Origin of the sequence: Duganella sp. HH101 (assembly GCF_001758795.1) — a bacterium.
Classification (GTDB): Bacteria; Pseudomonadota; Gammaproteobacteria; order Burkholderiales; family Burkholderiaceae_D; genus Rugamonas; species Rugamonas rivuli.
Genome location: NZ_LRON01000006.1, coordinates 20,018 through 33,128, shown reverse-complemented (window position 1 = coordinate 33,128; position 13,111 = coordinate 20,018). Strand labels below are relative to the sequence as shown.

Here is a 13,111-nt window from a genome sequence, read left to right as displayed (position 1 = left end):
GGTTAAGGCCGCTGGTCCTCTCCAGCATTCCCCCACCGAATACGCTACCATTAGCGTTTCCGTTGCCATCCTGATCACCCCATGTTCCATCGCCTGCGCCAAGACATTAACAGCATCATCGAACGCGATCCTGCGGCCCGCAACGCCTGGGAGGTGCTGACCTGTTACCCCGGTTTGCAAGCCATCGTCATGCACCGCTGGGCGCACTGGTGCTGGCTGCGCCGCATGAAATGGCTGGGGCGCTTCATTTCCTACCTGGCCCGCATCGTCACCGGCATCGAGATCCATCCGGGCGCCACCATCGGCCGCCGGGTCTTCATCGACCACGGCTTCGGCGTGGTGATCGGCGAGACCGCCGAGGTCGGCGACGACTGCACCATCTACCAGGGCGTGACCCTGGGCGGCACCTCGCTGCACACCGGCGCCAAGCGGCACCCGACCTTGGCGCGCGGCGTCATCGTCGGCGCCGGCGCCAAGGTGCTGGGCGGCTTCACGGTGGGCGAGTATGCCAAGGTCGGCTCCAACGCGGTGCTGTTGAAGCCCGTGCCTGCGGGCGCGACGGCGGTCGGCAATCCCGCGCACATCGTGCAGAAGGAGCTGGCGTCGGCCACCAGCGCCACGGCCCATCTGTTCAGCGCCTACGGCGTCACGCCGAACGGCGACGATCCGCTGTCGAAGGCGCTGCACGGCTTGATCAGCCACGCCGTCAAGCAGGAAGAGCAGATGGAACGCATCCTCGCCACGATGAAGGCGGCGGGCTTGCAGTGCCAGGGCGTGCCCGAATGTGATAAATTGAATTCCGACCAACTCAACAAGCTCGTCGAATAAGGATGATGTCTATGGAATTGTCGCCCGATGGCGCAGAGGTGCTGGACCCGTTTGAAATCCGCGTCCTGGCCGTGCTGGCCGAAAAGGAAGCGCTGACGCCGGATAACTATCCGCTGTCGCTGAACGCGCTGGTGAATGGTTGTAATCAGTTGTCGAGCCGCGACCCGGTGATGTCGCTGTCGGAAGAGACGGTGGCCGAGGTGCTGCAGCGGCTGATGCAGCGCAAGTACGTCAACGGCATCACGCAGGCGGGCGCGCGCGTGACCAAGTACGAGCACCGCATGCGCATCAAGTGGTCGCTGGAGCAGGACAAGCTGGCCGTGCTGAGCATCCTGATGCTGCGCGGTCTGCAGACCGCCGGCGAGATCCGCACCCGCAGCGGACGCCTGCACGAATTCAAGACCGTCGGCGATGTCGAGCAGGCCTTGCAGTTCCTGATCGATAAATATCCGCCGCTGGTGTCGAAGCTGGCGCTGGCGCCCGGCACGAAAGAACCGCGCTACGGCCAGCTGTTGGGCGGGGAAGAAGCGCTGGCGCGCGAAGAAACCGCGGCCGGCCTGGGTGGCGTCGTCAGTCCGGCCGGGCAGGGCGGCCGCGTCGCCGCGCTGGAGCAGGAAGTGCAACAACTGCGCCAGCAGGTCGAAGACCTGACGGCGCAGTTCGCTGAATTCCGCCAGCAGTTCGAATAATAAAGCGGGGGTCAAGTCTGACATTTGGACACGAGCTCTGCTGTGGCGCCTGCTACAGCAGAGCTCGTGTCCAAATGTCAGACTTGACCCCCAGTGGTTTAGCCTTCTTCGCGGCGGCGGCGCATCCAGACGGCGGCGGCGATCATCGCCACGCCGGCCGCTACGCCTATCCATACGCTGGCGCCGGTCAGCGTGTGCCACGAGGCGTTGAAGACCGTTTGCGGGATCTCCAGCTTTTGCATGTCATGGTGATGCATGGCGTTGTCGGCGTCGAACACCAGCCACGAACCAGGGATCACACCCAGCAGGATGCGGTCGACCACGCGGGTGACGAACCAGCTGGCGTCGAAGCCGAAGTGCAGCATCTTCTCGGCCCACACCAGCAGCAGCGACGTCGCCAGCGGCGTACCCACCGCCCACAGGAACACCTTGGAACGCGCCATGCTCGACACCATCAGCAGCCAGCCCACCGTCGGCAAGGCCCACAGGATGTAGACCGGCAGCAAGCCGACCAGGCGCAGCGGCGTCAGGTAAAGGTCCGGCGTGGCCAGCAGCGCGCCGAACAGGTTGGTGCCATGCGCCAGCACCGCCACGCAGCCGGCCAGCAGGATCGCCAGCGACAGCACGATGCCGATCGCCATCGTGATCAGCGGCGCCACCACCAGGGCCAGCACCACCTTGGACATCACGGTGGTGAAGTCCGACACCGGCAGCGATTTCCAGAACAGCAGGCTGCGGTCGCGGCGTTCGTCGTGCAACGCGCCCAGGCAGTAGAAGAACACCAGCAAGCTCAGCACCATCATCACCGGCATCGCCGACAATATGTAAGCCTGCGACGCGGTCTCGACAATGCGCGTCCGCACCGCGCCTTCGATGGTGACGGTGCCGATCTGCACCGCCTGGCCTTCTTCGTTGAAGTTGACGTTATGTCCCAGGAAGATGCCGGTCAGCGCCAATGCCGCGACCAGGCCGGCGATGACGATGGGCGCCCAGAACAACATGCCTTTGTGTTCCCACATCTCGCGCTTGATCAGCCATTTCATCGTTTTCATGCGTAGGTTCCTTTCATGGTCGCGACAAACAGGTCGGCAACGCTGGGCGTGCGCAATTCCCCGAAGGTCGACAGTTGCAGGCGCGGCACGCCATCGAACAGCATGATGGGCTTGCCGAACACGGTGCGCTGGCTCATCGGCTTGAGCGCGTTGGCGGCGGCGACGAACTGCGGCTCGACCATCACCTCGGTGAAGCGCTCGCCGACCTCGTCCATCGACGCCGCCAGCGAGATCTGGCCATCCTGGATGAACATCAGGTCGGTCAGGATGTGCTCGACTTCCTCGATCTGGTGCGTGGTGATCAGGATGGTCTTGTTCTCGTCGAAGTAGTCTTCCAGCAGGTTCTGGTAGAACTGCTTGCGGTACAGGATGTCCAGGCCCAGCGTCGGCTCGTCCAGCACCAGCAGCTTGGCGTCGATCGCCATCACCAGCGCCAGGTGCAGCTGCACCACCATGCCCTTGGACATGGCTTTGACCTTCATGTTCGGGCTGAGCTTGGTGTTGGCCAGGTATTTCTCGGCCTTGCTGCGGTCGAAGCGCGGGTGCACGCCTTCGACGAAGTCGATCGCATCCTTCACCTTCAGCCACTTCGGCAGGATGGCGACGTCGGCGATGAAGCAGACGTCGTTCATCAAGGCCTCGCGCTGGGTGCGCGGGTCCATGCCCATCACCGACAGCTCGCCTTCGAACTGGGTCAGGCCCAGGATGGCTTTGAGGGTGGTGGTCTTGCCGGAACCGTTGGGGCCGATCAGGCCGACGATGCGGCCTGCCTCGACCGTGAAGCTGGCGCCGTTCAGCGCGGCCTGCTTGCCGTACTGCTTGCTGATCTTGTTCGCGGTGATGATGGCGCTCATGACGCACCTCCGGGGGCGGCGGACTTGAGCAGGGTGTCCAGTTCCAGCCCCAGGCGGCGGATGCGTTCCAGCATCAGCGGCCATTCTTCGCGCAGGAAGCGTTCACGTTCAGTGGCCAGCAGTTTGTCGCGGGCGCCGTCAGTTACGTACATACCTAGTCCCCTTCTTTTTTCTACGAGTGTTTCGTCTACCAATTCCTGGTAGGCGCGCGATACGGTAATCGGGTTGAGTTGATAATCCGCCGCCACCTGCCGTACCGAGGGCAGGGCGTCGCCCGGTTTGAGCAGGCCGTCGAGCATCATGCCGATCACCTTTTCCTTGAGCTGCCGATAAATCGGCGCATTGTCATTCCAGCCTATCGTGGACATACATGTGGTCCCCTAGTGTGTGTTGATGGAGTGGTGTTGTAGTGAACTATAACACTGTGGCTAAAAAAAACAAGCGCTGCGTGATTTATGTTGTTTTCTTCATCAGCGCCAGCGCGTTGGGCAGGGCGGCGCCGGCGGCGGTGTTGTCGAAGATGACCCAGCCATCCTTGTCGGCCAGATAGGCGGCGACGCTGTCCAGGTACTCGTCCGTATAAGACGAGTAGTACATGCGCGGGCTGCCGTGCAGCCGGGCGTACACGGTGTCGCCGGTCGCCACATAGGGGCCGGGATGGCCGGCGGGCGGATCGGCGATCACCCGCGTGACGCCGTGGGCGCGCAGCAGCGCTGTGGCCTCAGCGGTGAACCAGCTGTGATGGCGCGCTTCGCAGGCGATGCCGCAATCGAGCAGGCTGGCGGTGCGGCCGAACAGCGCGCCGGCGGCGGCCGCGTCCAGCACCAGGCTGGGCGGCAGTTGCACCAGCACGCAGCCCAGCTTGGCGCCGAGGGCGCCGGCCTCGCCGGCAAAGCGCTCCAGCAGCTCGTCGACCTGTTGCAGCCGGCGATCGTGGCTGATGCTGCGCGGTAGCTTGACCGAGAAGCGGAAATCGTCCGGCACGTCTGCGGCCCAGCGTTCATATGTGCTGGCCTGGTGCGGGCGGTAGAACGAGGAGTTGATCTCCACCGCATTCATGACCCGGGCGTAGCGCTGCAGATGGCTGCCGTCGGCGGCGAACTGCGGCGACGACGCGCGGTCGATACTCCAGCTTGCGCAGCCAATTCGTGTGTGGGTCATAATGTGGGCGATCCGCCATTTTCAGAAAGAAGACATGTTTGATCTTAAACCTTACGCCCGATTTGCCGCGCCGCTGATGGCGGCCGCCGCGCTGGCCGCCTGCTCGACGCTGATCGGTCCGCGCCAGGTGGAATTGCCGCAGGCGCGCTTGCAGCAGAACCTGGAACACAAATTCCCCGTGCACCGCCGCGTGCTGGGCATCTTCGAGGTCGAGCTGAGCCATCCGCAACTGGCCATCCTGGCCGACAACGACCGCGTCGCGCTGACGCTGGACGTGAACGTGTCGCCGCTGCTGGCGCGCCAGTCGTGGCATGGCAGCATGGCGGTGTCGGGGCGCTTGAAGGTGGATAACGTGCGCAACACCATCTACATCAGCGATGCCCATATGGACCGTTTCACGGTGGACGGCATGGACGAGGGCAAGCAGAACCAGATCGCCAGCGTCGCCAACCTGCTGGGCGAGAACACGCTGAAGGACGTGCCGGTGCACACCTTCCATCCGGAAGACCTGCGCTACGCCGGCGTGCAGTTCGTGCTGACCGGGATCAGCACCCGGCCCGGCGCGCTGGTCGCCAACCTGCAGCCGGCGCAGTAAGCCGGCGCGCGCTCAGACGAAGCCGAGGTTGCGCGCGCTGGCGTTGTAGTTGGCCAGGTTGGGCAGCATGGCCAGCAGGTCGTTGTTCGACACGCCCAGCCAGCTGCCCAGCGTGGCCGCATACTGCTCGATCGAAGTGGTGGGCAGCAAACGGCCCTGGCCGACATCGTCCGGGCCGTCGCTGGCCACCACCGGCGCCTTGCCATAGTAGCGGCCGCCCTTGACGGCGCCGCCCAGCATGAAGTGCATGCTGCCCCAACCGTGATCCGAACCGTCGTTGTTGCCGCTCAGCGTACGGCCGAAATCGGAGGCGGTGAAGGCCGTCACCTGGTTGGCCACGCCCAGCTCAACCGTGCTCTGGTAGAACGCCGCCATGGCGTCGGCCACGCTTTTCAGCAAGCCCGGATGCACGCTGACCAAACCGTCGTGCGTATCGAAACCGCCCATCGACACAAAGAACACCTGCCGCTTGGCGCCCAGCGCCGAGGCGCTGGAAATCATGCGCGCCACCATCTTCAACTGGTCGCCCAGGTTGCTGTTGGCGGGGAAGGGCGTGTTGATAGTCGGGGCGCCGGCCAGGGCCGAGGTCAGCACGTCGTTTGCCGAGATCGCCCGCTGCGTCACGCGCGCATAGTCGGACTGCATCACGTGCCCATGCGGCTGGGTGAGCAGCGTTTGCAGCGCGCTGCTGCAGCTGGCCGAGCCGAACAGTGGGCTCTGCAAGCCGCTGAACGGCACCGAACCCTTGGTCGACACTTGGTACTGCACCGCCTGCTTCCCGGACAGGAACACGGCGTTGCCGGACACATTGATGCAGGTGAAGGTGGCGTTGCCGTTGCCCGACTCGAACAGGTCGCCCAGGCGGCCGCCCCAGCCCGAGGTCGCGCCCTCCGGCATCGACGATTGCCATTCGGATTGCTGGTCGTTGTGCGAGAACAGCTTGGACGGCAGCGGCACCGACCTGGCCAGGTATTGCTGCTTGCTGGTGGGCTGCACCAGCGTGCCGACGTTGAGCAGCACGCCCATCTTGCCGGCGTTGAAGATCGGCAGCAGCGGCGCCAGTTCCGGCGCCAGCGCGTACTGGTGGGCGACGCCGTTGACGTCGACCGGCGGCGCCGCCGTGTTGAGCAGCGTGCTCGTGAGCGCGCTTTGCTGGTAAGCCAGCTTGGAGCGCAGCGCATAGTAGGCGTTGTAGCTGGCGGCGTCGTACGGCACCAGCGTGTTGGCGTAGTCGTTGCCGCCGTACAGGAACACGCAGACGATGGCCTTGTAGTCGCTGGCGTTGGCGGCCGCGGCTTCGGCCATGGCCGCCAGGTTGACGGCCAGCGGCGCGGCGACGCCGCTCATGGCCAGCATCGAGGCGCGCTGCAGGAAGGCGCGGCGGGAAGTATTGGTGGTCATGGCGGCTCCTATTGTTGGACCAGGTATTCCGGCGCGGCCATGACCATGGTCAGTGCGGCGTAGATGCGGTTGCGCAGCGCGGCGTCGGTCTTGGCGGACATGGTGTCGATGGCGCCGCGTATCAGGCCGACGGTGGCGCTGCCCAGCTGGCCGGCGGCCAGCACCAGGTTGATTTCGTCGACCAGCTTCTGGCCGCTGGCGGCCAGCGGCAGCAGCGTGCTGTAGTCCGGCAGCACATCGCCCACGCCCTTGCTGACCGCGCGCTGCATGTAGTTGACGTAGCCGACCACCGAGGTTTCATTGGTCAGCTGGAACTCCGGCGCCACCAGCCCGGCCTTGGAGACGGCGCTGTTGGGCGGCACGTAGCCGGGCCGGTAGAAGTTGAACACCGACGGCGAACGCAGCGGGCTCTGGCCCAGGCGGCTGGAAGCGTCGCTGGTGTTGCCGATGGCCCAGGCGTCCGACGCCGAGGCCGCACTGTAGGCGCGCGCCCAGCCGATGAAGCGCAGCATCGGTTCGCGCAGCTTGCCGTAGCTGGTGCCGATGTAACTGTCCGCGCGCGCCTCGGGATCGAGCAGCAGCGCCTTGACCACCGCCGCCAGGTTGCCCTTGGCGCCACGGCCGTCGTTGTTGAACACGGCGGCGATGCGCGCCACATAGGCCGGCGAGGGATTGCTGGTGACGAGTTTCTGGATCAGCTGGCGGCTGATGAAGGGCGCCACGTTGGCGTGGGCGTAGATGATGTCCAGCGCCGCCTTCAGCGCGTCGGCGCCGGACAGGCCGGCCGCCACCGTGCTGCCGAGGAAAGTGGAGGCGCCGGTCTCGTGCCGCTTGGGTACTTGCGTCATCGGCCGGCGCAGGAAGTCCGGCACGGCGTTGGTCTGGCTGCCCATGTCGAAGTCCCAGCCGGTGAACACGCGGGCCAGGCCGGTGATGTCGGCCAGGCCGTAGGTTTCCCTGGGGACGCCGTTGCGCAGCTGCGGCGTGCCGTCGGCGTTCAGCTGCACCAGGCCGATGCTGAACAGCTGCATCAGCTCGCGCGCATAGTTTTCGTCGGGCAGGGCGCCGGTGCTGGGGTTTTGCTTGACGTTGCCACGGAAGGTCAGGTACTGGCCCATCGGCGCGCTGGTCGAGATCGCGCCCAGCAGCGCGCGGTAGTTGCCGAAAGCGTAGTCTTCCAGCAGGTCCAGGTAGGCCGCCGCCGAAAACGAGCGCCAGGGGGCGCCGACCAGGCCGTCGATGGCCACCACGCAGATTTCCGACAGCGCCAAGGTGACGCGCTGGCGCAGCGTGTCCGGCGCGCTGATCAGCTTGCGCCACGCGCAGGCGTCGAAGCCGTTTTCCGAGTTGCGGTTGGCGACGTCGTTAAAACCCTTGGCGATCAGCCAGTCCCAGCGCGTGCCGGAGCGGGGTGCGGCCAGTTGGGCGTCGATCCAGCCGGCATAGCCCAGCGCCTGCACTCTGGCCATTTCGGCGCGGCTGGCGCCCATCGAGGCTTGCGCCAGAAAGCGGGCGGCGGCGGCCGGGGTCGGTATTGGGGTCATGGCGAGATTCTCCGTTGGGGGCTCGGATATTGCTATGCAGTAATTTATGCCGAGTTCGTTTGACTCGCCAGAAATAATTTGTAACCAGGCATTGCCGTGCAACGGTCGGGCTGTTGATCGCCCACATCTTGCGCGCTGCGCTTGCATTTCGCGCCGTTTTGCGGCATTTCGTCGCATCGCGGCCCTTGCCGCCGCGCCGCCGGGCATAGTGGCGCCACCTTAACCCGCCAGACGGAGCCGATCATGATGCAACAGATTATTTCCCATACCCCTCTCTATGTCTGGGCCGTGCTGGCCCTGCTGGTGTACCGCGGCCTGCTGGCCAGCCGCGACCGCGAGGTCAGCCTGCAAAAGCTGTGGATCGTTCCGGTGGCGATGCTATGTCTGTCCCTGTCGAGCATGAGCGGCGACGGCGTGCTGGGCGGCACCGTGTGGGGCGTCTGGATGGCGGGCCTGCTGGCCGGCGCGGCGCTGGCGTGGAAGCTAGACGGCGGCGTGCGCATCGTGGTCGACCGCGCCGCCGGCACCGTGTTCCAGCGCGGCAGCTGGGTGCCGCTGGCGCTGATGCTTGCCATTTTTGTCGCCAAGTATGCGGTGGCCGTGGTGACGGCCATGCACCCTGAAACCCGGGACAATGTGCTGTTCGTGGTGGCGGTGACGGGCGGCTTCGGCCTGTTCAGCGGCATGTTCGTCGGCCGCGCGGTGCGCTGCGTGGCGGCCTGGCTGGCCCAGTCCGACGCTGCAATGGCTTGATGGATTTGCAACTTTCCTTGTGGCGCAGGGCAAGAGCTTCTACAATTCGCGACATTGACGAAATGTTGGAGCAAGCTTCATGACGATATTTGGAATTGGATTGCACGTGCTGGTGGCCTTGTTCTTCGCCGTGCACGTGATCCGCAGCGGGCAGCAGATGTACTGGCTGATGATCTTGTTTGCCTTCCCGCTGCTGGGCAGCGTGGTGTATTTCGTCGCCGTCTACCTGCCGGACTCCCGGCTGGAGCACGGCGCCCGCAAGATGGTGACGGCGGCCGCCCGCACCCTCGATCCGGGCCGCGAGCTGCGCGAAGCGCGCGACGCCTACGCCTACACGCCCACCGCGCAGAACCAGATGCGCCTGGCCACGGCGCTGCTGGAGGCCGGCAACGCCGACGAGGCGGCGTCGACCTACGAAGCCTGCCTGCAAGGCCCGTTCTCGGGCGACCTGGAAATCCGCTACGGCGCGGCGCGCGCCACGCTGGCCAGCGGCCGCGCGGCGGCGGCGGTGGCGCATCTGCAGACCATCCGCGCCAGCGACGCCAACTTCCGCGGCGAGCAAGTGTCGCTGCTGCTGGCCCAGTCGCTGGCCGCAGCCGGCCGCCAGGACGAGGCGAAGGCCGAGTTCGAATTCGCCCTGGGCCGCTACAACAGCTTCGCCGTGCAGGCCGAGTTTGCGATCTGGGCGGCCGGCAGCGGCGACGCGGCGCGCGCCGGCCAGCTGCACGCCGAGCTGCAGCGCACCATGGAGCGCTGGACCCGCCACACGCGCGACATGAACCAGGAATTGATACGCCGCCTGAATGCCGCGATGACCGCTGTCAAGCGCTGACGAGCGGATCCGGTACGCTGTCGCGCACGATCATTACCGATCCGTCATGTTGGCGATAAAAAAAAGACAACGCCAAAGGAGTGTCATAAAATCAAGTGCAACTCAATGACAACGAGATTGCACATGAAATTCAAAACATTCCTGGCGGCGCTGCTGGTGGCGGCTGCCCAAGCGATGCCGACAGCGCACGCGCAAGACCCGACCAGCGACCGCCACAACACCGCCCGGGTGTACTTCGACAGCTACACGCCGGCCACGATGTACGATCTGGCGCGGGAGCAGCGGCATAATTGGGCGCCGCAAACGGTGTGGGGCCAGCTGACTTTCCCGCCCACCAAGGGAAAACCGGTGCCGGCCATGGTGATCATGCACGGCAGCGCCGGCATCGAAGCCAATACGCAAATGTGGGTCGCCGCGTTGAACGGCATCGGTGTCGCCACCTTTGTCGTCAGCAGCTACGAACCGCGCGGCATCGTCAGCACCGTGAACGACCAGTCGCTGTTGTCGCAGGCCGCCAATCTGATGGATGGCTTGCAGGCGCTGCAATTGCTGGCCGCCGACCGGCGCATCGACCCCGAGCGCATCGGCGTCATGGGCTTTTCGCGCGGCGGCGCGGTCGCCTTCCGCACCGCGATCGAACCGCTGCGGCATGCGGTGATCAAGTCCGACGTCAAATTCGCCCTGCATATCCCGCTGTATGCCGGTTGCAACCAGATCTACTGGTCGCGGCAAATCACCGGCGCGCCGATACTCAACCTGCTCGGCGCCGCCGACGACTACACGGGGGCGGCCTCGTGCGAGCGGGAGGCGGCCTTGTATCAGGAGGCCGGCGGCGATATCCGCACCATCAAGTACGAGGGCGCCTACCATTCGTTCGATGCGACCTATAAACTCAAGCTGCTGCCCAACGCGCCGACCACCATTCCATGCGGTGTGGTGCGGTGGGAGATCGACAGCTGGACCATCTATTCGGAATTGAGCGGCGCCGTCATTCCACCGGCTGCATTGCCCGACTTCTACAAGCCGTGCACCAAATACGGCGTGCATGTCGGCCGCAACGCCGCCGCGGTGGCGCAAGCGCGCACCGACGTGCTGGCCTTCGTGCAGCAGATATTCTTCGGTGCGAAATCGTCGGATCCGGCGCCGGCGCAGTGAGGGGGAAGCGCCGCTGACTACTTCGGCTTGACGCTGTGGCCGGGGTTGTTGATGCCCCCGGTCGCGGCGATGGCCTGGTTGAGCTTGGCCATGGTCTCGGCCGGCACGTCCTTGCTGCACAGGATGTGGCGTTTCATCCCCGGCGGCATGTCGGGGAAATCGTGGCGCACCGCCACGTGCAGCGTCTTCTCGCGCGCGCGGAAATATTCCCAGTCCTCGCGGTCGACGAACATGAACGAGGCGCGGCCCACCGTCAGCATGCGCATCATCAGCGTGGTTTCCACCGTGCGGCTCATGATCTGGTTCTTGCTGCCCTTGATCATCTGGTCCAGCGCCGGCCCGTAGGACACGCCTTCCACCACGCCCAGCGTCAGGCCGGGATCGTCCTGCAGCGAGCTCAAGGTCGGATGCGCCTTCACGCGCTGCACGGCGGCCTGCGAGATCAGCACCGTGTGCGGCAAGTCTTCGTGGATGGGCGAGCTGTATTGCGCCACCGCCTCGCGCTCGGGCAGCCGGTACCAGCTGATCGAGCAGTAATTGGTGGCGCCATGCGTGAAGTTGGCCCAGATCCGCTTCTGCGGTTCGGTGACGAACTGCGCGGGAACGCCGGCCGCGCTGAAGATGTTCTTCACGCGCTCCAGCAGGAAACCCTTGGCCTCGCCCTGCTCGGTGTAGTGGTAGGGCGGCTTGTCGCGCCAGGCCACGGTCAGCGGCGGCGCGCACCAGACGCTGCCGCCCAGCATGGCTGTGGCGGCGAGAGGCAGGCTGCGTAAAAACAGGGCGCGTATCGTCATGGGGCAATTATAGGTCCATCCGCTGCGCCGGCGCGAGAACTGTGGGAGAATCTTGTTCGTTTGATAAACAGGAGAACCATGAACACCTTGCCACCCGCTTTCGTCGCCGCCAGCGACGCCGTCGATTTCCACCATCCGGACGTGGAGCGGCTGGCGCGCTCGCTGGCCGCCGCCACGCCGCGCGCGACCGCGCAGCGCTGCTACGAATGGGTGCGCGACCGGATCGAGCACAGCATCGATTTCAAGCGCGACGAGGTCAGCGTCTACGCTTCCGAGGCGCTGGCGCTGGGCACCGGCCTGTGCACGGCGAAAAGCCATCTGCTGGTGGCGCTGCTGCGCGCCAACGGCATTCCGTCCGGCTTCTGCTACCAGCGCCTGACGCTGCGCGACGCCGGCTCGCCGTTCTGCACGCACGGCCTGGTGGCGATCTGGCTGGAGGAGGGCGGCTGGTACCGCTGCGATGCGCGCGGCAACAAGGCCACGGTGCAGTGCGAGTTCACGCCGGGCGCGGAAAACCTGGCCTTCCCGGTGGCGAGCGAGGGCGAGCGGCTGTACCCGCAGGTGTGGGCCCAGCCCTGGCCCGAGCTGGTGCGGCGCATGCGCGAACTGCCGTCGATCGCGGCCTACTGCGTGACGCCGATCGACGCCGCGCCGCCGCCGGACGGCGTGGCGCTTACGCTGGAATGACGTTGCCGCCGAGGTCGTGGCGCGTGATGGCGCCGTGGCCGTCGATGGCGATCCAGCCGCCGCGCGGCGGCGTCGCGTCCGGCTCCCAGTCCGGCAGCACGTAGCGGCGCTTGCCGTCCACGTGGTGCAGCGCGGGGCGGTGGGTGTGGCCGTGGATCATGACGTCGGCGCCGGTGACGGCGAACACGTCGCGGATGGCTTGCGGCGTCACGTCCATGATTTCGTAGGATTTGTCGCCCTGGTCCTTGCGGCTGTTCTCGCGCATGCCGGCGATGATGGCCTTGCGCTGCGCCAGCGGCATCGCCACGAACTGCTGCTGCCACGCGGGCTGCCGCACCATGGCGCGGAATTCCATGTACTTGATGTCTTCGGTGCACTGGGCGTCGCCGTGCAGCACCACCACGCGCCGGCCGGCGATGTCGGTGACGAAGGTTTCCGGCAGCAGCGTCAGGCCTGCTGCGGCGGCGAACTGCGGGCCGACCAGGAAATCGCGGTTGCCGGCGATCCAGTAGACGGCCACGCCCGCATCGCTGACGCGGCGCAGCGCGGCGATGATCTGCTGGTGCAGCGGATCGCCGATGTCGTCGTCGCCGGCCCAGTATTCAAACAGGTCGCCAAGCAGGTACAGCTGTTGCGCGCGCCGCGCATGCCGCTCCAGGAAGTCGAAGAAGGCCTCGCTGGTGGCGGGATGCGCGGGCTGCAAATGCAGATCGGAGATAAACAGCGCGCAGGCCTGGCCGGCGCGCATGTTGGCATCGCTCATTAA

General features: G+C 65.7%; 15 protein-coding genes. 7 read left to right on the top strand and 8 right to left on the bottom strand.

Translation table 11 applies throughout. The annotated features are described in order from the left end of the window. Nucleotides 1-81: 81 nt before the first annotated feature. Nucleotides 82-828 carry a serine O-acetyltransferase gene (gene cysE, locus DUGA2_RS11390; protein ID WP_070269400.1) on the top strand — a complete coding sequence of 249 codons (747 nt, stop codon included), beginning with the start codon at nt 82-84 and terminating at the stop codon, nt 826-828. An 11-nt stretch (nt 829-839) separates the two neighbouring features. Then, nucleotides 840-1,517: a YceH family protein gene (locus tag DUGA2_RS11385; RefSeq protein WP_070269664.1), complete on the top strand. Its 678-nt coding sequence runs from the start codon at nt 840-842 to the stop codon at nt 1,515-1,517. A 98-nt stretch (nt 1,518-1,615) separates the two neighbouring features. Here the strand turns inward: DUGA2_RS11385 and DUGA2_RS11380 are convergent, their stop codons facing one another. The 4 genes from DUGA2_RS11380 to DUGA2_RS11365 all read right to left on the bottom strand — a co-directional run bounded on the left by DUGA2_RS11380 (nt 1,616) and on the right by DUGA2_RS11365 (nt 4,584). Beyond that, a complete protein-coding gene (locus DUGA2_RS11380) occupies nt 1,616-2,569 on the bottom strand; it encodes a hypothetical protein (protein WP_070269399.1) in 954 nt (317 codons plus the stop codon). Beyond that, complete coding sequence (locus DUGA2_RS11375) at nt 2,566-3,423, bottom strand: ABC transporter ATP-binding protein (RefSeq protein ID WP_070269398.1); 858 nt, start codon at nt 3,421-3,423, stop codon at nt 2,566-2,568. Before DUGA2_RS11375 ends, DUGA2_RS11380 begins: the two co-directional genes overlap by 4 nt. Then, nucleotides 3,420-3,791 carry a GntR family transcriptional regulator gene (locus tag DUGA2_RS11370; RefSeq protein ID WP_008447501.1) on the bottom strand — a complete coding sequence of 124 codons (372 nt, stop codon included), beginning with the start codon at nt 3,789-3,791 and terminating at the stop codon, nt 3,420-3,422. Before DUGA2_RS11370 ends, DUGA2_RS11375 begins: the two co-directional genes overlap by 4 nt. Nucleotides 3,792-3,876: 85 nt before the next feature. Further along, the gene (locus tag DUGA2_RS11365) at nt 3,877-4,584 is read right to left on the bottom strand and encodes a DUF72 domain-containing protein (RefSeq protein ID WP_070269397.1); all 708 of its coding nucleotides are present in this window, start codon (nt 4,582-4,584) and stop codon (nt 3,877-3,879) included. A 34-nt stretch (nt 4,585-4,618) separates the two neighbouring features. Here DUGA2_RS11365 and DUGA2_RS11360 point away from each other — a divergent pair, with 34 nt between their 5' ends. Further along, nucleotides 4,619-5,179 carry a DUF1439 domain-containing protein gene (locus DUGA2_RS11360; protein WP_070269663.1) on the top strand — a complete coding sequence of 187 codons (561 nt, stop codon included), beginning with the start codon at nt 4,619-4,621 and terminating at the stop codon, nt 5,177-5,179. A 12-nt stretch (nt 5,180-5,191) separates the two neighbouring features. On the opposite strand, the gene DUGA2_RS11355 is transcribed toward DUGA2_RS11360, so the two are convergent. Both DUGA2_RS11355 and DUGA2_RS11350 read right to left on the bottom strand, forming a co-directional pair. After that, nucleotides 5,192-6,580, bottom strand: a complete 1,389-nt coding sequence (locus tag DUGA2_RS11355) for a DUF1501 domain-containing protein (protein WP_070269396.1) — start codon at nt 6,578-6,580, stop codon at nt 5,192-5,194. An 8-nt stretch (nt 6,581-6,588) separates the two neighbouring features. Beyond that, nucleotides 6,589-8,124: a DUF1800 family protein gene (locus tag DUGA2_RS11350; protein WP_070269395.1), complete on the bottom strand. Its 1,536-nt coding sequence runs from the start codon at nt 8,122-8,124 to the stop codon at nt 6,589-6,591. A 243-nt stretch (nt 8,125-8,367) separates the two neighbouring features. Here DUGA2_RS11350 and DUGA2_RS11345 point away from each other — a divergent pair, with 243 nt between their 5' ends. From DUGA2_RS11345 to DUGA2_RS11335, 3 genes are all read left to right on the top strand, one after another. After that, nucleotides 8,368-8,877, top strand: a complete 510-nt coding sequence (locus tag DUGA2_RS11345; protein ID WP_070269394.1) for a DUF6622 family protein — start codon at nt 8,368-8,370, stop codon at nt 8,875-8,877. A 79-nt stretch (nt 8,878-8,956) separates the two neighbouring features. Beyond that, nucleotides 8,957-9,709: a tetratricopeptide repeat protein gene (locus DUGA2_RS11340; protein ID WP_070269393.1), complete on the top strand. Its 753-nt coding sequence runs from the start codon at nt 8,957-8,959 to the stop codon at nt 9,707-9,709. A gap of 123 nt (nt 9,710-9,832) precedes the next feature. Further along, nucleotides 9,833-10,864, top strand: coding sequence for a dienelactone hydrolase family protein (locus DUGA2_RS11335; protein WP_070269392.1), 1,032 nt, complete (start codon nt 9,833-9,835; stop codon nt 10,862-10,864). A gap of 17 nt (nt 10,865-10,881) precedes the next feature. On the opposite strand, the gene DUGA2_RS11330 is transcribed toward DUGA2_RS11335, so the two are convergent. Continuing rightward, a complete protein-coding gene (locus tag DUGA2_RS11330; RefSeq protein ID WP_070269391.1) occupies nt 10,882-11,658 on the bottom strand; it encodes an ABC transporter substrate-binding protein in 777 nt (258 codons plus the stop codon). 78 nt (nt 11,659-11,736) lie between these two features. On the opposite strand from DUGA2_RS11330, the gene DUGA2_RS11325 reads away from it, so the two are divergent. Further along, entirely contained in the window at nt 11,737-12,345 is a 609-nt protein-coding gene (locus DUGA2_RS11325) for a transglutaminase family protein (RefSeq protein ID WP_070269390.1), read from the top strand. Here DUGA2_RS11325 and DUGA2_RS11320 read toward each other — a convergent pair. Beyond that, complete coding sequence (locus DUGA2_RS11320; RefSeq protein ID WP_070269389.1) at nt 12,332-13,108, bottom strand: UDP-2,3-diacylglucosamine diphosphatase; 777 nt, start codon at nt 13,106-13,108, stop codon at nt 12,332-12,334. The two genes, DUGA2_RS11325 and DUGA2_RS11320, sit on opposite strands and share 14 nt — an antisense overlap. Between the last annotated feature and the right edge of the window lie 3 nt (nt 13,109-13,111).

Excerpts from the sequence above, each read along its gene's own strand:
- cysE (WP_070269400.1), top strand. The coding sequence starts at position 82 with ATGTTCCATCGCCTGCGCCAAGACATTAACAGCATCATCGAACGCGAT.
- DUGA2_RS11385 (WP_070269664.1), top strand. The coding sequence starts at position 840 with ATGGAATTGTCGCCCGATGGCGCAGAGGTGCTGGACCCGTTTGAAATC.
- DUGA2_RS11380 (WP_070269399.1), bottom strand. The coding sequence starts at position 2,569 with ATGAAAACGATGAAATGGCTGATCAAGCGCGAGATGTGGGAACACAAA.
- DUGA2_RS11375 (WP_070269398.1), bottom strand. The coding sequence starts at position 3,423 with ATGAGCGCCATCATCACCGCGAACAAGATCAGCAAGCAGTACGGCAAG.
- DUGA2_RS11370 (WP_008447501.1), bottom strand. The coding sequence starts at position 3,791 with ATGTCCACGATAGGCTGGAATGACAATGCGCCGATTTATCGGCAGCTC.
- DUGA2_RS11365 (WP_070269397.1), bottom strand. The coding sequence starts at position 4,584 with ATGACCCACACACGAATTGGCTGCGCAAGCTGGAGTATCGACCGCGCG.
- DUGA2_RS11360 (WP_070269663.1), top strand. The coding sequence starts at position 4,619 with ATGTTTGATCTTAAACCTTACGCCCGATTTGCCGCGCCGCTGATGGCG.
- DUGA2_RS11355 (WP_070269396.1), bottom strand. The coding sequence starts at position 6,580 with ATGACCACCAATACTTCCCGCCGCGCCTTCCTGCAGCGCGCCTCGATG.
- DUGA2_RS11350 (WP_070269395.1), bottom strand. The coding sequence starts at position 8,124 with ATGACCCCAATACCGACCCCGGCCGCCGCCGCCCGCTTTCTGGCGCAA.
- DUGA2_RS11345 (WP_070269394.1), top strand. The coding sequence starts at position 8,368 with ATGATGCAACAGATTATTTCCCATACCCCTCTCTATGTCTGGGCCGTG.
- DUGA2_RS11340 (WP_070269393.1), top strand. The coding sequence starts at position 8,957 with ATGACGATATTTGGAATTGGATTGCACGTGCTGGTGGCCTTGTTCTTC.
- DUGA2_RS11335 (WP_070269392.1), top strand. The coding sequence starts at position 9,833 with ATGAAATTCAAAACATTCCTGGCGGCGCTGCTGGTGGCGGCTGCCCAA.
- DUGA2_RS11330 (WP_070269391.1), bottom strand. The coding sequence starts at position 11,658 with ATGACGATACGCGCCCTGTTTTTACGCAGCCTGCCTCTCGCCGCCACA.
- DUGA2_RS11325 (WP_070269390.1), top strand. The coding sequence starts at position 11,737 with ATGAACACCTTGCCACCCGCTTTCGTCGCCGCCAGCGACGCCGTCGAT.
- DUGA2_RS11320 (WP_070269389.1), bottom strand. The coding sequence starts at position 13,108 with ATGAGCGATGCCAACATGCGCGCCGGCCAGGCCTGCGCGCTGTTTATC.